This is a genomic window from Streptomyces sp. NPDC020422, from assembly GCF_044386705.1.
Lineage (GTDB): Bacteria > Actinomycetota > Actinomycetes > Streptomycetales > Streptomycetaceae > Streptomyces.
The window spans coordinates 65229-84999 of sequence record NZ_JBIRVJ010000015.1; the positions used below are offsets into that span (position 1 = coordinate 65229).

Annotated in this window: 21 protein-coding genes; 12 read left to right on the top strand and 9 right to left on the bottom strand. The window is 72.9% G+C overall.

Features of this window, described 5'->3' with window-relative positions:
- Nucleotides 1-130 precede the first annotated feature (130 nt).
- Nucleotides 131-1246, top strand: coding sequence for a diguanylate cyclase domain-containing protein (locus tag ACH414_RS32055; protein WP_382548615.1), 1116 nt, complete (start codon nucleotides 131-133; stop codon nucleotides 1244-1246).
- 49 nt (nucleotides 1247-1295) lie between these two features.
- Here the strand turns inward: ACH414_RS32055 and ACH414_RS32060 are convergent, their stop codons facing one another.
- On the bottom strand, nucleotides 1296-1841 hold the full coding sequence (locus ACH414_RS32060) for a YciI family protein (RefSeq protein WP_382548617.1): 546 nt from the start codon (nucleotides 1839-1841) through the stop codon (nucleotides 1296-1298).
- Between the two features lie 183 nt (nucleotides 1842-2024).
- Between ACH414_RS32060 and ACH414_RS32065 the strand changes: the two genes are divergently transcribed.
- Entirely contained in the window at nucleotides 2025-2963 is a 939-nt protein-coding gene (locus ACH414_RS32065) for an NmrA/HSCARG family protein (RefSeq protein ID WP_398944558.1), read from the top strand.
- 79 nt (nucleotides 2964-3042) lie between these two features.
- The gene (gene hutH / locus ACH414_RS32070; RefSeq protein WP_382548685.1) at nucleotides 3043-4584 is read left to right on the top strand and encodes a histidine ammonia-lyase; all 1542 of its coding nucleotides are present in this window, start codon (nucleotides 3043-3045) and stop codon (nucleotides 4582-4584) included.
- A gap of 137 nt (nucleotides 4585-4721) precedes the next feature.
- Here the strand turns inward: hutH and ACH414_RS32075 are convergent, their stop codons facing one another.
- The gene (locus ACH414_RS32075) at nucleotides 4722-4991 is read right to left on the bottom strand and encodes a hypothetical protein (RefSeq protein WP_382548621.1); all 270 of its coding nucleotides are present in this window, start codon (nucleotides 4989-4991) and stop codon (nucleotides 4722-4724) included.
- Nucleotides 4992-5100: 109 nt separating this feature from the next.
- Here ACH414_RS32075 and ACH414_RS32080 point away from each other — a divergent pair, with 109 nt between their 5' ends.
- The gene (locus ACH414_RS32080; RefSeq protein ID WP_382548623.1) at nucleotides 5101-5442 is read left to right on the top strand and encodes a hypothetical protein; all 342 of its coding nucleotides are present in this window, start codon (nucleotides 5101-5103) and stop codon (nucleotides 5440-5442) included.
- A 217-nt stretch (nucleotides 5443-5659) separates the two neighbouring features.
- The gene (locus ACH414_RS32085) at nucleotides 5660-6931 is read left to right on the top strand and encodes an Ig-like domain-containing protein (RefSeq protein ID WP_382548625.1); all 1272 of its coding nucleotides are present in this window, start codon (nucleotides 5660-5662) and stop codon (nucleotides 6929-6931) included.
- Nucleotides 6932-7112: 181 nt separating this feature from the next.
- Here ACH414_RS32085 and ACH414_RS32090 read toward each other — a convergent pair whose 3' ends face one another.
- On the bottom strand, nucleotides 7113-7976 hold the full coding sequence (locus tag ACH414_RS32090) for a helix-turn-helix transcriptional regulator (protein ID WP_382548627.1): 864 nt from the start codon (nucleotides 7974-7976) through the stop codon (nucleotides 7113-7115).
- A 129-nt stretch (nucleotides 7977-8105) separates the two neighbouring features.
- Here ACH414_RS32090 and ACH414_RS32095 point away from each other — a divergent pair, with 129 nt between their 5' ends.
- Together ACH414_RS32095 and ACH414_RS32100 are read left to right on the top strand one after the other, a co-directional pair.
- Nucleotides 8106-9149, top strand: coding sequence for an NAD(P)-dependent alcohol dehydrogenase (locus ACH414_RS32095; protein WP_382548629.1), 1044 nt, complete (start codon nucleotides 8106-8108; stop codon nucleotides 9147-9149).
- Between the two features lie 233 nt (nucleotides 9150-9382).
- Nucleotides 9383-9730, top strand: coding sequence for a DUF1330 domain-containing protein (locus ACH414_RS32100; protein WP_386568091.1), 348 nt, complete (start codon nucleotides 9383-9385; stop codon nucleotides 9728-9730).
- A gap of 82 nt (nucleotides 9731-9812) precedes the next feature.
- On the opposite strand, the gene ACH414_RS32105 is transcribed toward ACH414_RS32100, so the two are convergent.
- On the bottom strand, nucleotides 9813-10754 hold the full coding sequence (locus ACH414_RS32105) for an RNA polymerase sigma-70 factor (protein WP_382548633.1): 942 nt from the start codon (nucleotides 10752-10754) through the stop codon (nucleotides 9813-9815).
- 266 nt (nucleotides 10755-11020) lie between these two features.
- On the opposite strand from ACH414_RS32105, the gene ACH414_RS32110 reads away from it, so the two are divergent.
- On the top strand, nucleotides 11021-11587 hold the full coding sequence (locus ACH414_RS32110; protein WP_398944562.1) for a hypothetical protein: 567 nt from the start codon (nucleotides 11021-11023) through the stop codon (nucleotides 11585-11587).
- Here ACH414_RS32110 and msrA read toward each other — a convergent pair.
- Both msrA and ACH414_RS32120 read right to left on the bottom strand, forming a co-directional pair.
- A complete protein-coding gene (msrA, locus tag ACH414_RS32115; RefSeq protein ID WP_382548636.1) occupies nucleotides 11584-12246 on the bottom strand; it encodes a peptide-methionine (S)-S-oxide reductase MsrA in 663 nt (220 codons plus the stop codon). The genes ACH414_RS32110 and msrA overlap by 4 nt on opposite strands.
- A gap of 103 nt (nucleotides 12247-12349) precedes the next feature.
- Nucleotides 12350-13456: a hypothetical protein gene (locus tag ACH414_RS32120; protein WP_382548638.1), complete on the bottom strand. Its 1107-nt coding sequence runs from the start codon at nucleotides 13454-13456 to the stop codon at nucleotides 12350-12352.
- A 73-nt stretch (nucleotides 13457-13529) separates the two neighbouring features.
- Between ACH414_RS32120 and ACH414_RS32125 the strand changes: the two genes are divergently transcribed.
- Nucleotides 13530-14684: a cystathionine gamma-synthase gene (locus tag ACH414_RS32125; RefSeq protein ID WP_382548640.1), complete on the top strand. Its 1155-nt coding sequence runs from the start codon at nucleotides 13530-13532 to the stop codon at nucleotides 14682-14684.
- Nucleotides 14685-14944: 260 nt separating this feature from the next.
- Here the strand turns inward: ACH414_RS32125 and ACH414_RS32130 are convergent, their stop codons facing one another.
- From ACH414_RS32130 to ACH414_RS32140, 3 genes are read right to left on the bottom strand one after another with little or no spacing between them, the layout of a single operon-like run.
- A complete protein-coding gene (locus tag ACH414_RS32130; protein WP_382548642.1) occupies nucleotides 14945-15196 on the bottom strand; it encodes a hypothetical protein in 252 nt (83 codons plus the stop codon).
- Complete coding sequence (locus tag ACH414_RS32135; protein WP_382548644.1) at nucleotides 15193-15639, bottom strand: sigma factor-like helix-turn-helix DNA-binding protein; 447 nt, start codon at nucleotides 15637-15639, stop codon at nucleotides 15193-15195. The genes ACH414_RS32130 and ACH414_RS32135 overlap by 4 nt, the downstream gene beginning before the upstream one ends.
- Before the next feature lie 31 nt (nucleotides 15640-15670).
- Nucleotides 15671-16264, bottom strand: a complete 594-nt coding sequence (locus ACH414_RS32140; protein ID WP_398944563.1) for a MarR family transcriptional regulator — start codon at nucleotides 16262-16264, stop codon at nucleotides 15671-15673.
- A gap of 212 nt (nucleotides 16265-16476) precedes the next feature.
- On the opposite strand from ACH414_RS32140, the gene ilvA reads away from it, so the two are divergent.
- The 3 genes from ilvA (at nucleotide 16477) to ACH414_RS32155 (ending at nucleotide 19760) form a co-directional block, all read left to right on the top strand.
- On the top strand, nucleotides 16477-17709 hold the full coding sequence (gene ilvA / locus ACH414_RS32145) for a threonine ammonia-lyase (RefSeq protein WP_382548648.1): 1233 nt from the start codon (nucleotides 16477-16479) through the stop codon (nucleotides 17707-17709).
- 132 nt (nucleotides 17710-17841) lie between these two features.
- Nucleotides 17842-18918, top strand: coding sequence for an ATP-binding cassette domain-containing protein (locus tag ACH414_RS32150; RefSeq protein WP_398944564.1), 1077 nt, complete (start codon nucleotides 17842-17844; stop codon nucleotides 18916-18918).
- Nucleotides 18915-19760, top strand: a complete 846-nt coding sequence (locus ACH414_RS32155) for an ABC transporter permease (RefSeq protein ID WP_386568103.1) — start codon at nucleotides 18915-18917, stop codon at nucleotides 19758-19760. Before ACH414_RS32150 ends, ACH414_RS32155 begins: the two co-directional genes overlap by 4 nt.
- Nucleotides 19761-19771 lie beyond the last annotated feature (11 nt).

Consider the following 19771-nt stretch of genomic DNA (forward strand, 5'->3'; position numbering starts at 1 on the left):
CCGACGAGGGTGCCGGGAACACCCGGCTCCCGGCCCGACCGGCGCTCCGATCCATCCCGATTTTCACTATATGTAACTTTATGTGACGTCTCGAAAGGGAAATCGGGCCAAACCTCCCTAAGCTGGAGGAATGGGCGAGGATGTGCGGTTGCGGGCCGTAGTGGCGTTGGCTCAGGCGATGGCGGCGGCACACACCCCGCGCGAGTTCTGGCGCGCCGCGGCGCTGGGTGCCTGTGAGGCGCTCGGCGGCAGCTTCGCCGCGCTGTCCGTCTGGCAGCGGGACCTGGGGCGGCTGAAGGTCCTGGTGAACGCCGGGGAGCGGGCGGCGGGGGAGGAGGAGTTCCCGGACTCCGAGACGTATCCCGTGCACGAGTTCCCCGAGATCACCGAGTTCCTGCACGAGCAGTGGGCCGGCGGCGGCGAGCCGGACGCCTGGGTGGAGACCGCCGGCGACCGGGTCCCCACCGGCCGGGTCGCCGGGCTGCGCCGGCGCGGCCGGGGCTGCTGCGTGGTCGCCCCGATCGTGCTGCACGGGCGGGCCTGGGGCGAGCTGTACGTGGCCAGGCCGGCCGGGGCGACGCCGTTCGGGCGGGACGACGCGGACTTCGCGACCGTGCTGGCCGCCGTGGTCGCGGCCGGGATCGCGCAGGCGGAGCGCCTGGAGGAGGTCCGCAAGCTGGCCTTCACCGACCCGCTGACGGGGCTGGCCAACCGCAGGGCGGTCGACACCCGCCTGGACGAGGCGATCGAGCGCTATCGGGCCGACGGCTCGGTGGTGAGCCTGGTGGTCTGCGACCTCAACGGTCTGAAGCGGGTCAACGACACCCATGGCCACGCGGTCGGCGACCGCCTGCTGGAACGATTCGGCTCCGTTCTCTCCCGGTGCGCGGCGAGACTGCCCGGGGCGCTCGCCGCGCGCCTGGGCGGCGACGAGTTCTGCCTCCTGACCGTCGGCCCGACGGCCGACGAGGTCGTGGGCGTCGCCGAGGAGCTGTGCGTCCGCGCCCACGAGCTGGAACTGGGCGAGGGCGTCGCCTGCGGGGTCGCGTCGACCGGCGACCCCATCGGCCCCCTGAAGTCGGCCCGCCGCCTCTTCCGCCTCGCCGACGCGGCCCAGTACCAGGCGAAGGCGGCCCGCTCGGTGAAGCCCGTGGTGGCGGGCCGCGACGGCACGGTCATCCGCCTCGCCGACGCCCCGCCGGGGGCGAGGGACCGGCGCAGGTTCCGGGACGCGCCGCCGGTGTAGGGGGGGCCACGGGTGGTGCCGGGGGGCGGGGCCCGATCCGCAGCCGCGGCTAACGCCGCCCGCCGAACTCCCACTCGTACACCTCGACATCGGCGTACCGCTCGACGCTCAGCACGCCCCGCGCCGCCGCCGCGTCCGGCGCCCGCAGCAGCGCCGCGGTGCCGAGCCAGGCGGTGCCGTCGTCGGAGAGCAGCGGCCCGTACGCGATGAGCTCGTCCTCCCGGTCCGCCGGGACCGCCAGGTCGACCGCCTCGCCCTGGCCGAGGCCGAGCACCAGGTACCGCCGCCCCTCGGTCCGGCTGCCGGGGAAGTCCCACATGGTGCGCCCCAGCGCGTTGCGCCACCGCCGCACCAGCACGTCCCGGTAGGCGCCGGCCTGGTAGTTCGGCTCGTCGAACGCGAAGGCGCGGGCGGCGGAGGGATCGGGCAGGTCGACGATGTGCACGCTGCCCGCGAGGCTCTCGCCCTCGAAGGCGGGGCCGCGGGCGACGAGTTCCTTCTCGAAGCGGTCCATGTAGGCCCAGTGCGCTTCGAGCAGTTCCTGGCGGAGCGGCAGGGATCCGGGGCGGTCGCGGTGGTAGACGAGGAATTCCATGCGGAGAGCATGCGCGAGGGTCCGGGTGGACGTCGACGGGCTTTCTCGCGGACCGAACCCGCCTCCGCCGCCGCCCCGCCACCGGCCTGCCCCCGCGCCGAAAAACCCTGCGCGGCGCAGAGAGGTGGGCTACTCTCTGCACATCACAAAGGTTGCGTCACGCAGAGAAATTCGGGAGTCCCCTTGAGCCGCCCCCCGCTCACCGTCGCCGTCACCGGTGCCACCGGCGCCCAGGGCGGAGCCACCGCCCGCGCCCTGCTCGCGGCCGGCCACCACGTCCGCGCCCTCACCCGCGACCCCGCCGCGCCCACCGCCGAGGCCCTGCGCGCCCTCGGCGCCGAGCTGTGCCGCGCCGACTTCGACGACCGCGCCTCGCTGGACGCCGCGCTGGCGGGCGCGGACGCGCTGTTCGCCGTCACCACCCCGTTCGGCACCGACACCGCCACGGAGGTCCGCCAGGGCAGGACGCTCGTCGACGCGGCCGCGGCCGCAGACCTCGGCCACGTGGTCTTCGCCTCCGCCGCCCACGCCGACCGCGCCACCGGCATCCCGCACTACGACAGCAAGTACGAGATCGAGCGGCACCTGGCCGCCTCCGACCTGCCGTGGACGGTGATCGCCCCGGCCGCCTTCATGGACAACTACGCCGACGGCTGGACCCTGGAGGGCCTGCGCGACGGCTCCTTCGCCTGGCCCATGCCGTCAGGGGTGCCGCTCACCCTCATCCCCGCCGCCGACATCGGCGCCTTCGCCGCACTCGCCCTCCGGCGTCGCGAGGAGTTCGCCGGCCGCCGCATCGACATCGCCTCCGACGCACTCGACCCCGCCGCCATCGCCCGCGTCCTGGCCGAGGCCACCGGCCGCCCGATGGCCCACCAGGAGGTCCCGCTGGACGTGGTGCGCGGCCACTCCGCCGACCTGGCCGCCATGTTCGCGTACTTCGCCACCCACGGCCTCGACGTCGACGTCGCCGCCCTGCGCCGGGCGTACCCGGAGGTCGGCTGGCACACGTTCGCCGACTGGGCGGCGACACAGGACTGGACGGCCCTCCTCGCCGCCGGGCGCCCCGCAGGCGAGACTGGAACCGCGGTGTCCGCCGCGGAGGCGCCCCCGCGCCGGTAAGGGGCCCAGCGCGTCCGAGCCGGTGACGAATCACCTAGTGACAGGTCGCTCTTCAGTCCGTAGGGTGCTGAATATGGATATGCAGACTGTCGTCCTTGGGACGTCCGGCACCACCCCGCAGGACGTCATCGACGTCGCCCGCCACGGCGCGCGCGTCGAGCTGTCATCCGAGGCCGTCCAGGCGCTCGCCGCCGCGCGGGCCACCGTGGACGCGCTCGCCGCGAAGCCCGAGCCGGTCTACGGCGTCTCCACCGGCTTCGGTGCCCTCGCCACCCGGCACATCGGCCACGAGCTGCGCGCGCAGCTCCAGCGCAACATCGTCCGGTCGCACGCCGCCGGCATGGGCCCGCGCGTCGAGCGCGAGGTCGTGCGCGCGCTGATGTTCCTGCGCCTGAAGACCGTCGCGTCCGGTCACACCGGCGTCCGGCCCGAGGTCGCGCAGACCATGGCCGACGTGCTCAACGCGGGCATCACCCCCGTCGTCCACGAGTACGGCTCGCTCGGCTGCTCCGGCGACCTCGCGCCGCTCTCCCACTGCGCGCTCGCGCTCATGGGCGAGGGTGACGCCGAGGGTCCCGACGGGGTCGTCAAGCCCGCCGGCGAGCTGCTCGCCGCCGCCGGCATCGCGCCCGTCGAGCTCAAGGAGAAGGAGGGCCTCGCCCTCCTCAACGGCACCGACGGCATGCTCGGCATGCTCGTCATGGCCCTCGCCGACCTCGACACCCTCTACAAGTCGGCCGACATCACCGCGGCCCTCTCCCTGGAGGCCCTCCTCGGCACCGAGAAGGTCCTCGAGCCCGAGCTGCACGCCATCCGCCCGCACCCGGGCCAGGCCGCCTCCGCCGCCAACATGCTGGCCGTGCTCCAGGGCTCCGAGCTCACCGGCCACTTCCAGAGCGGCGAGGCCCCCCGCGTCCAGGACGCCTACTCGGTGCGCTGCGCCCCGCAGGTCGCCGGCGCCGGCCGCGACACCATGGCCCACGCCCGCCTCGTCGCCGAGCGCGAGCTCGCCGCCGCCGTCGACAACCCGGTGGTCCTCGGCAACGGCGAGGTCCGCTCCAACGGCAACTTCCACGGCGCCCCCGTCGCGTACGTCCTCGACTTCCTGGCGATCGCCGCCGCCGACCTCGGCTCCATCGCCGAGCGCCGCACCGACCGGCTCCTCGACAAGAACCGTTCCCACGGCCTGCCGCCGTTCCTCGCCGACGACGCCGGCGTCGACTCCGGCCTGATGATCGCCCAGTACACGCAGGCCGCCCTGGTCAGCGAGATGAAGCGGCTCGCCGTCCCGGCCTCCGCCGACTCCATCCCGTCCTCGGCCATGCAGGAGGACCACGTCTCCATGGGCTGGTCCGCCGCCCGCAAGCTGCGCACCGCGATCGGCAACCTCAACCGGATCATCGCCGTCGAGCTCTACGCCGCCACCCGCGGCATCGAGCTCCGCCACGGCCTGGCCCCGGCCCCCGCCTCCGTCGCCGTCATCGAGGCGCTGCGTGCCGCCGGTGTCGAGGGTCCTGGGCCGGATCGTTTCCTCGCCCCCGACCTGGCCGCCGCCGACGCCTTCGTGCGCGAGGGCAAGCTCGTCGCCGCCGTCGAGCCGGTCACCGGACCGCTCGCGTAACCAGCGAACAGCAGGCGAGCGGGCGAGTAGGCGAGCAGCGGTACGGAAAAGGGCCGCCCCCGAGACCGGGGGCGGCCCTTTCGCGTAGGGGTGCGTGCGGGCGGGTGCGCAGGAGCCCGCGTCCGCGCCCGGGCTGCTCAGCTCGCCCGGCCGCCACGGCGCATCGCCAACGTCACGAAGCCCGCCCCGACACCCAGGAACGCCGTCCCGCCCAGCAGGTACGGGGTGGTGTCGAAGCCGCCGGTCTCCGCGAGCCGCGGCTCCTGTTCCTCCTCGGTGACGGAGGACTGCGGGAGACCTCCCGCGGACTGCTCGCCGGTGGCGTTCGCCGACGGGACGAACCACAGGGCACACAGGAGGGTCCCCGCGGCGGTGGCGGTGAGCAGCGGACGTCGGGCGACGGACACGGTGTGGTGATCCCCCTTGCGGAAACCGCGAATTGGCAGGTGGGCAGATGCTAATGAACACACCGGGTCGTGGGAAAGCCGAGAGCGCTCCGGGCTCTACGCTCCGGCCATGAGCACTTCCGAGACATCACGCTATGTACGGCTTCGCGTCGACCTGGTCCTGGAGATCGACGGGCCCGCCGAGCTCGCCGAGGCCGCCGTGGGCCGGATCGACGCCGACGAGTTCATGCCCGAGGAGGAACGGGCGCACGCCCGGGGCGCCGTGGAGGAGGACAGCGCCGAGGCCCTCGCGTACCTCGTCGAGCCCTTCGACCTGGTCGGCACCGTCCCCGGCGTCGAGATGGTGCAGGCCTCCTGGAGCAGCGAGGAGATCGAGTACGACCCCGATGCGATGGAGTGGGACCTCGACGACGAAGATGGTGCGCGGGAGGACGACGAGGACACCGCCTGACCCCGCGCGCCCCGCACCGCGGGGCCTCGGGACGGCGGCGTCCCGGGGCCCCCGCGCCGCGTCCGGAGCCGCGTACCCGGCCCAGGCAGGACGGGGGCGGGAACCGGACGCTCCGATCGTGCGTGTCGGACAGTGGTGTTCCCCACAAACCCCCCGGTTACGGAACCGGAGGGGCGGCCAAGGGTGTTTCAGTAGGAAGTCAGGGTATTCGGCGACGATGGAGAAGCGTGTGATGACGGACGGCAAGCGTCGTAAGAGCCTGGCGGCCGCGGCCGCGGTGCTCGGCGGCGTGCTGGTGCTCACGGCGTGCAACGACGGCGACAAGGGCGGCAGCGCCTCGGACGCCTCCCAGAGCGCACAGTCACAGGCCCAGGTCGACGAGGCAGCCGCGCAGAAGACCTCCAAGGCGCAGATCACCATCTCGCCGAAGAACGGTGCCCAGAACGCGTCGATCAACAACGACGCCAAGGTCACCGTCACCGACGGCAAGCTCACCGACGTCACCATGACCTCCGCCGAGGGCGCCAAGGTCGAGGGGCAGATATCGGCCGACGGCCTGAGCTGGAAGCCGAGCGGGCCGCTCAAGCGCTCCACCGTCTACAAGATCGCGGCGACCGCCCAGGACACCGACGGTCTCGAGGCCCACGAGAACTCCTCGTTCACCACCGTCTCGCAGGCCAACAGCTTCATCGGCAACTTCACGCCGGAGGACGGCTCCGTCGTCGGCGTCGGCATGCCGGTCTCGATCAACTTCAACAAGGCGATCACCGACAAGAAGGCCGTCCAGGGCGGCATCACGGTCTCCTCCAGCTCCGGCCAGGAGGTCGTCGGCCACTGGTTCAACTCGCAGCGGCTCGACTTCCGCCCCGAGAAGTACTGGACCGAGAACTCCACCGTCACGATGAAGCTCGACCTCGACGGCGTCGAGGGCGCGGACGGCATCTACGGCGTCCAGCAGAAGACGATCACCTTCAAGATCGGCCGCAACCAGGTCTCCACGGTCGACGTGGCCACCAAGACGATGACCGTCAAGCAGGACGGCCAGACGATCAAGACGATCCCGATCTCCGCCGGCTCCCCGGAGAACACCACCTACAACGGTCAGATGGTGATCTCCGAGAAGTTCAAGGAGACCCGGATGAACGGCGCCACCGTCGGCTTCACCGACTCCGACGGCAAGGGCGAGTACGACATCAAGGACGTGCCGCACGCCATGCGCCTGTCCACCTCCGGCACCTTCATCCACGGCAACTACTGGGGCTCGCGCTCCATCTTCGGCTCCGTGAACACCAGTCACGGCTGCGTGGGCCTCGCCGACGTCAAGGGCGCCGGCGATCCGAACCAGCAGGCGGCCTGGCTCTACGACCACTCGATCATCGGCGACGTCGTCATCGTCAAGAACTCCAAGGACAAGACGATCGCTCCCGACAACGGCCTCAACGGCTGGAACATGAGCTGGTCGGAGTGGAAGGCCGGCTCCGCGGTCTGACCCGGCCCGTACCCGCGCGCAGAAGCGGCCCTCTCGGAGACGAGAGGGCCGCTTCTGCGTCTCCTCCGCGCGTTTGCGTCCGGTTGTCGGTTGCCCGGTGGCCCGCTTGCCCGCTTGCCCGGCGGTTGCCCGGGCGCCCCGGTGGCCGGCTGCCCGTATGCCCGTCCGTCCGCGTGCCCTGCTACTTCCGTACGTCGGCGGGCTCGTCCACGCCCCACTGGGCCAGCAGCCGCAGCGCGTCCGCCGACGGCGTCCCCGGCTCCGCGTGGTAGGTCACGAGCATCAGGTCGGGGTCGTCGCCCGAGATCCTGAGCGACTCGTACGACAGCGTCATCTCGCCCACCAGCGGATGCCGCACCTGCTTCTCCCCGTGCCCCTTGTCGGTCACCGTGTGCGCCGCCCACAGCGAGCGGAACTCCTCGCTCCTGACCGACAGCTCGCCGACCAGCGCCAGCAGCTCCTGGTCGTCCGGGTGGAGCCCCGCGTACAGCCGCAGCACGCTCACGACCTCGGTCGCCTTGCACTCCCAGTCGACGTACAGATCGCGGGTGTTCGGATCGAGGAAGACCATCCGGGCCATGTTGCGCTCGCGGGGCTCCATCGCGGCGAGGTCGCCCATCAGGGCCCGCGCCATCCGGTTCCAGGCCAGGATGTCGCCCCGCCGCCCCAGGACGAAGGCCGGCACGCCCTCCATGGAGTCGAGCAGCTGCACGAGGCCGGGACGGACCCGCTGCGGGCGGGCCTGCGCCCGCTGCCGCTTCTTCACCGTCGGCTTCGCCAGATGCGTCAGATGGGCCCGCTCGGTGTCGCTGAGCCGCAGGGCCCGCGCGATCGAGTCGAGCACCTCCATGGACACGTTGCGGCCGTTGCCCTGTTCGAGGCGGGTGTAGTACGCGACCGACACCCCGGCCAGCTGCGCCAGCTCCTCCCGGCGCAGGCCGGGCACCCGGCGGTGCCGCCCGAACTCGGGCAGCCCCACGTCCTGCGGCTTCAGCCGGGCCCGGCGGGAGCGGAGGAACTCGCTGAGTTCGGAACTGAGGTCCATGCCTCCCCAGTATTCCCGCTCGGGGCCGCGGACGGACGTACGTTCCTGTCCCTGCCAGTGGTAGGCACGCCGGTCGTAGGCAGAGCAGGGGGCTGGGTGGCGCCGCCGTACCGGGGCAGGCTTGCCACCATGACCACGAACGTTTCCGCTTTCGCCGCACCCGCCGCCAACGCCCCGCTGGAGCGCACCACCGTGCCGCGCCGGGCCGTCGGCGAGCACGACGTCCTCATCGAGATCAAGTACGCCGGCATCTGCCACTCCGACATCCACCAGGCCCGCAACGGCTGGGGCGAGGGCATCTTCCCCATGGTGCCGGGCCACGAGATCGCCGGAATCGTCACCGAGGTCGGCTCCGGGGTCACCAAGCACCAGGTCGGCGACCGCGTCGGCGTCGGCTGCTTCGTCGACTCCTGCCGTGAGTGCGAGTACTGCGAGCAGGGTCTGGAGCAGTACTGCGTCACCGGCGGCACCGGCACGTACAACGCCCTCGACAAGAACGGCGAGCCGACCTACGGCGGCTACTCCACCCACATCGTCGTCGACGAGAACTACACCCTGCGCATCCCCGAGGGCATCGCCCTCGACGTCGCCGCCCCGCTGCTGTGCGCCGGCATCACCCTCTACTCGCCGCTCGCCCACTGGCAGGCCGGCCCCGGCAAGAAGGTCGCCATCGTCGGCCTCGGCGGCCTCGGCCACATGGGCGTCAAGATCGCCCACGCGCTCGGCGCCGAGGTGACGGTGCTCAGCCAGTCCCTGAAGAAGCAGGAGGACGCCCTCAAGCTGGGCGCCGACCACTACTACGCCACCAGCGACCCGGAGACCTTCTCGGCCCTCCGCGGCAGCTTCGACCTGGTGATCTCCACGGTCTCCGCGCCGCTGGACTTCGACGCCTACCTGAGCCTGGTCAAGACCGACGGCGCCCTGGTGAACGTCGGCGCCCCCGAGGAGCCGGTCAAGGTCGGCCTCTTCTCCCTCATCGGCGGCCGCAAGACCCTGGCCGGCTCGATGATCGGCAGCATCGGCGAGACGCAGGAGATGCTGGACTTCTGCGCCGAGCACGGCCTGGGCTCGGAGATCGAGCTGATCTCCGCCGACCAGATCAACGAGGCCTACGAGCGGGTCATCGCCTCGGACGTGCGCTACCGCTTCGTGATCGACGCGTCGACGATCTGACGGCTGACGGCTGACGGCTGACGGCTGACGGCTGACGGCTGACGGCTTACGGCTGACGCCTGACGGCTGACGCCTGACGGCTGACGCCTGACGGCTGACGCCTGACGGCTGACGGCCGGCTGGCCATCGGCAGGCGGCCGGCGGCAGGCAGACGGCGGCCGTCAGCCGAGCGGCGCCGGGGCATGACGTCCGGGGTAATCGACCCCGGAGCCGTGCCCCGGCACGCTGTTCCCATGACCGCATACGCCATCGGAAACCTGCACCCGAAGCCCGTCCTCGACGAGGAGGTCTTCGTCTACATGGAGCGCATCCAGGACACCCTGGACCCCTTCGGCGGCCGCTTCCTGGTCCACGGCCGCCCGACGCGCGAGGTCCGCGAGGGCGAGTGGCCCGGCGCCCTCGTGATCATCGGCTTCCCGACGTACGAGGACGCCCGCGGCTGGTACGACTCCGCCGCCTACCGGGCCCTCGTACCGCTGCGCACCCGGCACATGGCCGGCGACGTGCTGCTGATCGACGGCGTGCCCGAGGGGTACGACCCGGCGGCCACGGCGGCGCTGCTGCGCTCGGGCGCCGGCTGACGAGGCGGCCCGGGCGGAGCGGGCGGGGCCGGGCGGCGGCGAGGACGACGACGGGCGGGCGAGGATCCGGCCCGCCCGGGTCTCACTCGCCCGCGTTCGCCCGCCCCCGCCCCACCAGCCCCTGCTTGGCCTCCTCGTTGATCGCCCAGGCGTCCGCGACCGGCCCCAGGTGCCCGAGCTTGTCGGGGTTGCTCACCGAGTTGATCGACTGGATCCGCCCGTCGAGCACGTCGAGCATCCAGATGTTGAGCACCCGGCCGTTCCGGTCGCGGAAGACCGCGCCCGGCAGGCCGTTCACCTCGTGCGGCTCCAGCGTCACGTCGACCCGGTCGAGCAGCGGCAGGTAGGCGCCGAGCAGGCGGACCACCTTGTCCGCGCCGACGACGGTCCTGGCCAGCTGCGGGGTCTTGCCGCCGCCGTCGCCGACCAGCTGGACGTCGGCCGACAGCAGCTCCCGCAGCCCCCCGACCTCGCCCTCCCGCACCGCCTCGATGAAGCGCGCGGCCAGCTCCTCCCGCTCCCGGCGGTCGGCCTCGAAGCGGGGCCGCCCGGCCTCCATGTGCCGCCGGGCCCGCACCGCGAGCTGGCGGCACGCGGCCTCCGAGCGCCCCACGGCCTCCGCGACCTCGGGGAAGCCGAAGGCGAACACCTCCCGCAGCACGAAGACGGCCCGCTCCAGCGGGCTCAGCCGTTCCAGGAGCAGCAGGGCCGCCAGCGACACCGAGTCGGCCAGCTCCGCCGAGCGCTCGGGGTCCTCGTACGGGTCGGAGAGCAGCGGCTCGGGCAGCCAGGCCCCGACGTACTCCTCCCGCCGGACCCGGGCCGAGCGCAGCACGTCGATCGAGATCCGGGTGACGGTGGCCGACAGGAAGGCCTTGGTGGAGACCGGCACGGTCGTCGACGCCTCGAAGCGCAGCCAGCTGTCCTGGACCGCGTCCTCGGCCTCGCCGACGCTGCCGAGGATCCGGTAGGCGATCGAGAACAGCAGCGGTCGCAGTTCCTCGAACTCCTCGATCCGGCTCATGCGCTTTCCTCCTCGTTCCCCGGGCCGGGCACCCGCCCTCACCCCACGGACCCCTTGCACTCCACTCACCTCTCAGACGAGACGGCTCGGCCGACTGTGACATGACATGTGCGGCGGAGTGGTGCGGAGTGCTGCGGTGCGGTGCGGAGCGCGGTACGGGGGGACGAGCGCGGCAGCGAAGAACGCCCGAAGACTGCCCGCGTCCGGCAGCGACGCGGACCCCGAGCAGGCCCTACGGTCTGCCCGGACGAGGGGGAGGAGCCGGGGTGGCCGGGGGAAACGGGGGCGGCGGGGAGTTGTTCTCGCTGGTCTGGGGGCTCGGAGCGACGGGGTTCGGCTGGGTCGTCGCCACGGACTTCCGCGGGGCGGCGCGGCGGCTGTACCGACTGCAGGCGGAGCGGTCGGCCCGGACCCTGTGGGCGGGGCCCCGACTGGGGGTCGGGTTCCTGCGCGCCGTGGCCGGGGTGTTCGCCGTGGTCGGGCCGATCACGCTGGCCGGTGCCGTGCGCCGGCTGGCCGGGGGCGAGCAGCTGACCGTCGACACGGCGCGGCTGCCCGCACCGGTCATCGGGGTCGTCGCCCTTGTCGGGGCCTTCACCGTGTGGTCGGTGTGGCGGCCCGCCGGCTTCGTCCGGCGGGCGTGGGACACCGGAGCACCGGTCCAGCGCGCCGCCGCCCTCGTGCACACCGCCGGGGCCGGCGGCTTCCTCGTCGGGATGGGGCTCGGGCTCCAGGCGCTGATGATGTGCGGCTGGCTCGTCGGTGCCGGGGCGGGCATCGTCATGCTGGTGGGGCACCGTGCCGGGCACGGCACCCCGTCGGCCGACGGCTAGCCCTCCGCCTTCGCCACCCCGATCGGGCAGGACACGCCCGTCCCGCCGATCCCGCAGTACCCGGCCGGGTTCTTGTCCAGGTACTGCTGGTGGTAGCCCTCCGCCGGGTAGAAGGGGCGGCCCTCGGCGGGCAGCAGCTCGGTGGTGATCGTGCCGTAGCCGGAGCCGGTCAGGACCTTCTGGTAGGCCTCGCGGGAGGCCTCGGCCGCCGCGGCCTGCTCGGGGGAGTGGGTGTAGACGGCCGAACGGTACTGGGTGCCCACGTCGTTGCCCTGGCGGAAGCCCTGGGTCGGGTCGTGGGACTCCCAGAACAGCTTGAGCAGCCGCTCGTACGAGACCTTCGCCGGGTCGAAGACCACCCGGACGACCTCGGTGTGACCGGTGAGGCCCGAGCAGACCTCCTCGTACACCGGGTTCGGCGTCAGACCGCCCTGGTAGCCGACGAGCGTCGTCCAGACGCCCTCGGTCTGCCAGAACTTGCGCTCGGCCCCCCAGAAACAGCCCAGGCCGAAGTCCGCGGTCTCCAGACCCTCCGGGTAGGGGCCGAGGAGCGCGGTGCCGAGGACCGTGTGCCGCTCCGGCACGGAGAACTCCGGCTCGGGACGGCCGCGCAGGGCCTGGTCGGCAGTGGGGAGGACGGGGGTGCGGGACAGGAACATGCGGCATCTCTCCTCGACTGTGGGCGACAAGCACAACGCGGGGCGCCGCCGCCCGATTCCCGCACCCCCGCCCGATTCCCGCACCCCCGCCCCGGATCCGGCGTCAGTGCGACAGCGTCGCCGGGCTGCCGCCGTTCGCCTCGAACCCGGCCACCGCCAGGTTCCGGTACACCGTGTACTCCAGGGCCGGGTCCGCGCTCAGCGTCCACGGCAGGGCGCCCACATAGCCGTCCACGTGCAGCAGCAGCCGCATGGCCTCGCTCCAGCGCTCCGCGCGGATCAGGAAGTGCACGAGCAGGTGGCGCACATGCGCCAGCATCGGGTCGTCGGGCCGGGCCGAGTGGGCCGCGTACAGGGCGCCCTCCATCGCCTTGGAGACCACCGCCGTGCGGTAGTAGTCCTGGACGATCACGAGGTCCGGCTGGTGCTCGAAGACCGCGAACAGCGGCAGCGCGGCCAGCAGGGAGCCCTGCGGGGCGCGGGCCGCGGCCGTCGTCGCGAAGTGGTCGGCCTCCTCGCGCGAGCCGTGCCACTTCTCGCACCAGTAGTGCAGCGCCGCCAGATGCGCCCCCATGTGCTGCGGCGCGCGGTCGATGACCTTCGCCCACACCTGGTCGAACTCCTCGTGCGCGTAACCGAGTCCACGCGCCACGGCCAGCTCCGAGATGTACGGCACGGGGTCGCCCGGCGCCAGCAGAGCCGCCTGCTCGCAGGCCGCGTGCGCCTCCTCCAGGATGATCCGGAAGTCGTCGCTGCCGGCCGCCGAGGAGCGCCACGCCTGCTGCACCAGGAACTCCGCGTACACCTGCGCGCCGCCGGGGTCCTTCGGCGCCTCCGCCCGCCAGGACCGCAGCCACGCGCCGCCGACGCCCGGCCGCTCGGCCAGTTCGAGGGAGGCGGCGCCCGCGAAGGCCTGGACCCGCTGCCAGCGCGTCTCGCCCTCCTTGGCGGTGCCCTTCAGGAGCTGCGAGGCGGCCCGCCAGTCCTGCGTCGCCTGCACCACGTCGAGCACGTCGAGGAGATCGCGGTCGGGGCCGGGCAGCCGCACGTCCTGCTGCTCCTGCCGGAGGAAGCCGTACGCCTCCGGGTCGGCCGCGTCGGGTGCGCCGGGGGCCACCTGCCGGATGCCGCCGCCGCGCCGGCGCAGCACGTAGGGACCCAGGACGCCGAAGAGCAGCCCGAGCGCGATCAGGAACCACAGAATCTCCATGTGTCCATTGTCCAGGACACCCGGTGAGACGAACGGCGGCGGCAGGGCCTCCACGGCACTACGCTCCTGAACCATGAGCGACCAGCACTCCCACCAGAGCTTCGAGACCCGCGCCATCCACGCGGGCAACACCGCCGACCCGCTGACCGGCGCGGTCGTCCCGCCCATCTACCAGGTGTCCACCTACAAGCAGGACGGTGTGGGCGGGCTCCGCGGCGGCTACGAGTACAGCCGCAGCGCCAACCCGACCCGTACCGCCCTGGAGGAGAACCTGGCGGCGCTGGAGGGCGGCCGGCGCGGCCTCGCCTTCGCGTCCGGGCTCGCCGCCGAGGACTGCCTGCTGCGCACCCTCCTCGTCCCCGGCGACCACGTGGTCATCCCCAACGACGCCTACGGCGGCACCTTCCGCCTGTTCGCCAAGGTCGTCCAGCGCTGGGGCGTCGACTTCTCCGTCGCGGACACCTCCGACCTGGAGTCGGTGCGCGGCGCGCTCAACGAGCGCACCAAGCTGATCTGGGTCGAGACCCCCTCGAACCCGCTGCTCGGCATCACCGACATCGAGGCCGTCGCGGGCGTGGCCCGCCAGGCCGGCGTGAAGCTCGTCGTCGACAACACCTTCGCCTCGCCCTACCTCCAGCAGCCGCTGGCGCTGGGCGCGGACGTCGTCGTCCACTCCCTCACCAAGTACATGGGCGGCCACTCCGACGTCGTCGGCGGCGCCCTGGTCACGGCCGACGCCGAGCTCGGCGAGGAGCTGGCCTACCACCAGAACGCGATGGGCGCGGTGGCCGGCCCGTTCGACTCGTGGATCGTGCTGCGCGGCATCAAGACGCTCGCCGTCCGCATGGACCGGCACAGCGAGAACGCCGCCAAGATCGTCGAGATGCTGACCCAGCACCCGAAGGTCAGCCAGGTCCTCTACCCGGGCCTGCCGGAGCACCCGGGCCACGAGATCGCCGCCAAGCAGATGCGTTCCTTCGGCGGCATGATCTCCTTCCGCGTCGAGGGCGGCGAGCAGGCGGCGGTCGAGGTCTGCAACCGCGCGAAGCTCTTCACCCTGGGCGAGTCCCTCGGCGGCGTCGAGTCGCTGATCGAGCACCCGGGCCGGATGACGCACGCGAGCGTCGCGGGCTCGGCCCTGGAGGTCCCGGCGGACCTGGTCCGCCTCTCGGTCGGCATCGAGAACGTCGACGACCTGCTGGCCGACCTGCGCCAGGCACTCGGTTAGTCACACGGTGAGTCCGTGGGGCCGGGTCCTTCGGGGCCCGGCCCCACGGACTCACGCCCTCGCCGACCCGTCGGACGCCCCGCACACCCCGGCGGCCCCAGCCCCAGCGGCCCCACAAGCCTCAGCGGCACCCCCGGCGGCTGCACACGTCCCGGCGGCTCCACGCCGCGGCGGCTCCACTCGCCCCGGCGGCTCCGCGCCGCGGCGGCTCCAGCCCCAGCGGCCCCACAAGCCCCCGCAGCCCCCGCAGCTCAGCAGCCTCAGAAGCCTTCGAGCGGCGGTGTCGTCCCCGCCGGCGGGACCTCCCACGGGCGGACCACCGAGGCCCAGACGACGAACGCGCAGACCGCGAGCGCCAGCAGCGTCCACCAGAGCCGCCGCACCACGCGGCCCCGGTGCCGCAGCCGGGCCCCGCGGGCCGTGGCCCGCGCGGCCAGGTCGCGCGGCACGTGCGGGCGGGCGGCGTCCAGCATCCTGCGGACCTCGTCCTCCTTGTGCTCGTGCCGGCTCACGAGGCCGCCCGCAGGGCCGTGACACAGCGGGCGCAGACGGCCCGTACCCGGTCCTCGGACAGCCCGAGCAGCGCCGCCGTCTGCTCCTCGGCCACCCCCTCGTACAGCCGGAGCACGACGATCAGGCGTTCCTGCGGGGTGAGCGCGGAGAGCAGCCCGCCCAGGCCGCGGTGGTGCCGCCAGGCGGTGCGGGCGAAACGGAGGGCGAGCGCGGCGCGGGTGACGTCGTACGGATCCTCGCCGCGCAGCCGGTCCCAGTGGGCGTAGGTGTGGGCGAGGGCGGCCGTCAGCAGCGCCTGGGCGCGCGGGTTGCGGTGCGCGGGCTCCGTGGTGAGCAGGGTCGCGGTGTGCAGCAGCCGGCCCGCCGCACCGGCGACGAACGCGTCGAACTCCCGGTTGCGGTAGGCGTCTTGGCCGCTGTGGCCGGTTCTCCGCTCACCCACGTCCTCATATGAGGCCAGCGCGCGTACGGGGTCAAGCCCTCGGCACGGACTCCGCGGGCTCCGCGATGGACTGCGCGGGCTCCACGGCGGGCTCCGCGACGGACTCCACCGGGGACGGGGACGGGGCCGGGGCCTCCTGGGGGGCCGGAACGCCCGCCTGGCGCGCGGAGAGCGCCGAGTTGAAGCGCGTGAGCAGGGTGCAGAAGGACGCGCGCTCGTCGGGCGTCCACCCTTCGGTCACCTCCGCCATCAGATGGCGGCGGGAGAGCCGCACCTCCTCCAGGCGGGCCTGCCCGCGCGGGGAGAGCTGGAGCACGACGGCCCGCCCGTCCTCGGGGTGCGAGGTCCGCTTGACCAGGCCGGTGTCGACGAGCGGGGCGACCTGGCGGGTGACGGTGGAGGAGTCGATGCCCATGCCGGCGGCGAGCGCCTTGACGCCCATGGGGCCCTCCTGGTCGAGCCGGTTGAGCAGCAGGTACGCGGCGCGGTCCATGGAGTTGCGCAGCTGCCCGGTGCCGCCGAGCCGGGTCTGCTCGGCCCGCCGGGCGAAGACGGCCACCTGGTGCTGGAGGGCGTCGAGGAGACCGGGGTCAAGCTCAGTCGTCATGTCCTGAGATGTGGGCATGGCTGTGGGGGCTCTCTCGTGCGGTGGTCGGTTGGTGGGGGACAGAGTACGCGGACCGGCGGGGGTCCGTACCTGCGCTGCGAGAACCGGATGCGAACCCGATGCGAACCGGCCCGGAACCGGCCCGGAACCGGCTCGCCGGCGGCCCGGACCGGGTGGCGCGGGGGCCCGCCGCTGGGCCGCGGAGTGGCCGAACTGCGAGACTTGCCGTCATGAGCTTCCGTACGTCAGACCCCTTGCAGTCCCTGATCCTCGACGATGTGCGCGGGGCGCAGAAGATGCTGGCCGGGGTGGCCCGGATGACCGCGCTCGAGGGCAGCCGTCATCTGTCCTCGCTGGTGGGGGCACCGGTGCACCTCAAGTGCGAGAACCTGCAGCGCACGGGTTCGTTCAAGCTGCGCGGCGCGTACGTGAGGATCGCCGGGCTGCGGCCCGAGCAGCGGGCGGCCGGGGTGGTCGCCGCGTCGGCCGGAAACCACGCCCAGGGCGTGGCGCTCGCCTCCGCCCTGCTCGGGGTGCACGCCACGGTCTTCATGCCGGTCGGCGCCCCGCTGCCGAAGGTGGCGGCGACCCGCGAGTACGGGGCGGAGGTGCGGCTGCAGGGCCATGTCGTGGACGAGACGCTGGCGGCGGCCGAGCAGTACGCGCGGGAGACCGGCGCGGTCCTGATCCACCCCTTCGACCATCCCGACGTCATCGCGGGGCAGGGCACGGTCGGCCTGGAGATCCTGGAGCAGTGCCCCGAGGTGCGGACGATCCTGGTCGGGGTCGGCGGCGGCGGGCTCGTCGCGGGGATCGGCCTCGCGGTGAAGTCGCTGCGGCCCGACGTGCGGGTGATCGGCGTGCAGGCCGAGGGTGCGGCGGCCTATCCGCCCTCGCTGGCGGCCGGGCACCCGGTGGCGCTGGAGAAGCCGGCGACGATAGCGGACGGCATCCGGGTCGGGCGCCCCGGCGACGTGCCGTTCGGGCTCGTGCGGCAGTACGTGGACGAGGTGCGCACCGTCACGGAGGACGAGCTCGCCTCCGCGCTGCTGCTCTGCCTGGAGCGGGCGAAGCTGGTGGTGGAGCCGGCGGGGGCCGCCCCGGTGGCGGCGCTGCTGTCCGATCCGCACGCGTTCGGGCGGGGCCCGGTGGTGGCGGTGCTGTCCGGCGGCAACGTGGACCCGCTGCTGCTCCAGCAGGTGCTGCGGCACGGCATGGCGGCCGGGGGCCGCTATCTGAGCCTGCGGGTGAAGGTGACCGACCGGCCGGGCGCGCTCGCGACGCTGCTTGCGGTGCTGACGGTGGTGGACGCCAACGTCCTGGACGTGGGCCATGTGCGGACGGATCCGCGGCTGGGTCTCACGGAGGTGGAGGTCGAGCTGCACCTGGAGACGAAGGGGCCGGAGCACTGCGCGGAGGTGGAGGCGGCGCTGCGGGACGCGGGCTACACCGTGCTCGCGTAAAACGGTTGTGTATCGCGATACATCGCGTTAGCTTGTGGTGTGGGTCACCCATTCGCTGGGCGCTGTCTGCTCGGCGTCTCTAGACTTGGACAGAAACGCTCAAATCCCGCCAAAATCGCTGGGAGTACCCACATGCCAGGCGCGATCCACGCCGAAGGTCTGGTGAAGACCTTCGGCGACGTACGAGCTCTCGACGGCGTGGACCTCGACGTGCCCGAGGGCACCGTCCTGGGCCTCCTCGGTCCCAACGGCGCGGGGAAGACGACCGCCGTGCGCGTGCTCACCACCCTCCTCCAGCCCGACAGCGGCAGGGCCTCCGTCGCCGGAATCGACGTGCTGAGGCACCCCAACGAGGTCCGGCGCTCCATCGGTCTCTCCGGCCAGTTCGCCGCCGTCGACGAGTACCTGACCGGCCGGGAGAACCTCCAGATGGTGGGCCGGCTCTACCAGATGAGCTCCCGGAGCGCGAAGGCCCGGGCCGGTGAGCTCCTGGAGCGCTTCAACCTGGCCGACGCCGCCGACCGCACCGCCAAGACCTACTCCGGCGGCATGCGCCGCCGTCTCGACCTGGCCGCCGCCCTCGTCGTCTCCCCGCCCGTCATGTTCATGGACGAGCCCACCACCGGACTCGACCCGCGCAACCGCCAGGCCCTCTGGGAGGTCATCCAGGAGCTCGTCGCCGGCGGCACCACCCTCCTCCTCACCACGCAGTACCTGGAGGAGGCCGACCACCTGGCCCACGACATCTGCGTCGTCGACCACGGCAAGGTCATCGCCCGCGGCACCTCCGACGAGCTCAAGGCCCAGACCGGCGGCGAGCGCGTCGAGGTCGTCGTCCACGAGCGCCGGATGATCCCGCCGGCCCGCGAGGTCCTCGCCCGCCGCGGCCTGGCCGGAATCGGCCACGGCGACATCTCGGTGGAGGAGCACACCCGCAAGCTCACCGTCCCGGTCACCGGCGGCGCCAAGCTGCTCGCCGAGGTCATCCGCGACCTGGACGCCGCCGGCGTCGAGATCGACGACATCGGCCTGCGCCGCCCCACCCTCGACGACGTCTTCATCTCCCTCACCGGCCACGCGGCCGAGCGGGCGGAGGCCGACGACGAGGAGGGCGGCGGGTCCGGCGACGGCGGCCGGGACGGGCGGGGCAGGGAAGGCCGGGGCAAGGACCGCGCCCAGCGCGCGATGGCGAAGGAGGCGGCCAAGTGACCACCCTGACCGACACCGTCACCCCGCCGAAGCCGCGCGGCGCGCTCGCCCAGTCGGTCAACGACTCGCTGGTCGTCGCCAAGCGCAACCTGATCCGCATGATGCGCATCCCCGAGATGATCATCTTCGGGCTGATCCAGCCGATCATGTTCGTGGTGCTGTTCAGCTACGTCTTCGGCGGCTCCATGATGATCGGCACCTCCACGGACCCGCAGACCTACCGCGAGTTCCTGATGGCCGGCATCTTCGCCCAGACCGTCACCTTCGCGACGGCCGGCGCCGGCGCGGGCATCGCCGACGACATGCACAAGGGCCTCATCGACCGCTTCCGCTCGCTCCCGATGGCCCGCGGCGCCGTCCTCACCGGCCGCACCCTCGCCGACCTCGTACAGACCACCCTGACCGTCGTCGTCCTGGCGATCGTCGGCCTGCTGGTCGGCTGGCGCATCCACGAGGGCGTCCCCAAGGCCCTCGCCGCCTTCGGGCTGCTGCTCCTCCTCGGCTACGCCTTCTCCTGGATCGGCGCCCTCATCGGCCTCTCGGTGCGCACCCCGGAGGCGGCCACCTCGGGCGGACTGATCTGGCTCTTCCCGGTCACGTTCATCTCGACCGCCTTCGTGGACTCGAGCAACCTGGCGTCCTGGCTGCAGCCGATCGCCGAGTGGAACCCGTTCAGCGCCACCGTCCAGGCCTGCCGCGTCCTCTTCGGCAACCCGGGCGTCTCCACCTCCGACGCCTGGCCGATGCAGCACCCGGTGTGGGCGTCGCTGCTGTGGTCGATCCTGATCATCGTCGTCTTCCGGACCCTCGCGGTGCGCAAGTACCGCTCGGCGACGGCCTGAGGTCCGGTGCC

What these genes read in the sequence shown, in the direction of transcription:
- ACH414_RS32055 (WP_382548615.1), top strand. Translation starts at nt 131, where the DNA reads ATGGGCGAGGATGTGCGGTTGCGGGCCGTAGTGGCGTTGGCTCAGGCG.
- ACH414_RS32100 (WP_386568091.1), top strand. Translation starts at nt 9,383, where the DNA reads ATGACCGCATACGCCATCGGAAACCTGCACCCGAAGCCCGTCCTCGAC.
- ACH414_RS32105 (WP_382548633.1), bottom strand. Translation starts at nt 10,754, where the DNA reads ATGAGCCGGATCGAGGAGTTCGAGGAACTGCGACCGCTGCTGTTCTCG.
- ACH414_RS32140 (WP_398944563.1), bottom strand. Translation starts at nt 16,264, where the DNA reads ATGCCCACATCTCAGGACATGACGACTGAGCTTGACCCCGGTCTCCTC.
- ilvA (WP_382548648.1), top strand. Translation starts at nt 16,477, where the DNA reads ATGAGCTTCCGTACGTCAGACCCCTTGCAGTCCCTGATCCTCGACGAT.
- msrA (WP_382548636.1), bottom strand. Translation starts at nt 12,246, where the DNA reads ATGTTCCTGTCCCGCACCCCCGTCCTCCCCACTGCCGACCAGGCCCTG.
- ACH414_RS32125 (WP_382548640.1), top strand. Translation starts at nt 13,530, where the DNA reads ATGAGCGACCAGCACTCCCACCAGAGCTTCGAGACCCGCGCCATCCAC.
- ACH414_RS32120 (WP_382548638.1), bottom strand. Translation starts at nt 13,456, where the DNA reads ATGGAGATTCTGTGGTTCCTGATCGCGCTCGGGCTGCTCTTCGGCGTC.
- ACH414_RS32150 (WP_398944564.1), top strand. Translation starts at nt 17,842, where the DNA reads ATGCCAGGCGCGATCCACGCCGAAGGTCTGGTGAAGACCTTCGGCGAC.
- ACH414_RS32095 (WP_382548629.1), top strand. Translation starts at nt 8,106, where the DNA reads ATGACCACGAACGTTTCCGCTTTCGCCGCACCCGCCGCCAACGCCCCG.
- ACH414_RS32080 (WP_382548623.1), top strand. Translation starts at nt 5,101, where the DNA reads ATGAGCACTTCCGAGACATCACGCTATGTACGGCTTCGCGTCGACCTG.
- ACH414_RS32060 (WP_382548617.1), bottom strand. Translation starts at nt 1,841, where the DNA reads ATGGAATTCCTCGTCTACCACCGCGACCGCCCCGGATCCCTGCCGCTC.
- ACH414_RS32090 (WP_382548627.1), bottom strand. Translation starts at nt 7,976, where the DNA reads ATGGACCTCAGTTCCGAACTCAGCGAGTTCCTCCGCTCCCGCCGGGCC.
- hutH (WP_382548685.1), top strand. Translation starts at nt 3,043, where the DNA reads ATGCAGACTGTCGTCCTTGGGACGTCCGGCACCACCCCGCAGGACGTC.
- ACH414_RS32085 (WP_382548625.1), top strand. Translation starts at nt 5,660, where the DNA reads ATGGAGAAGCGTGTGATGACGGACGGCAAGCGTCGTAAGAGCCTGGCG.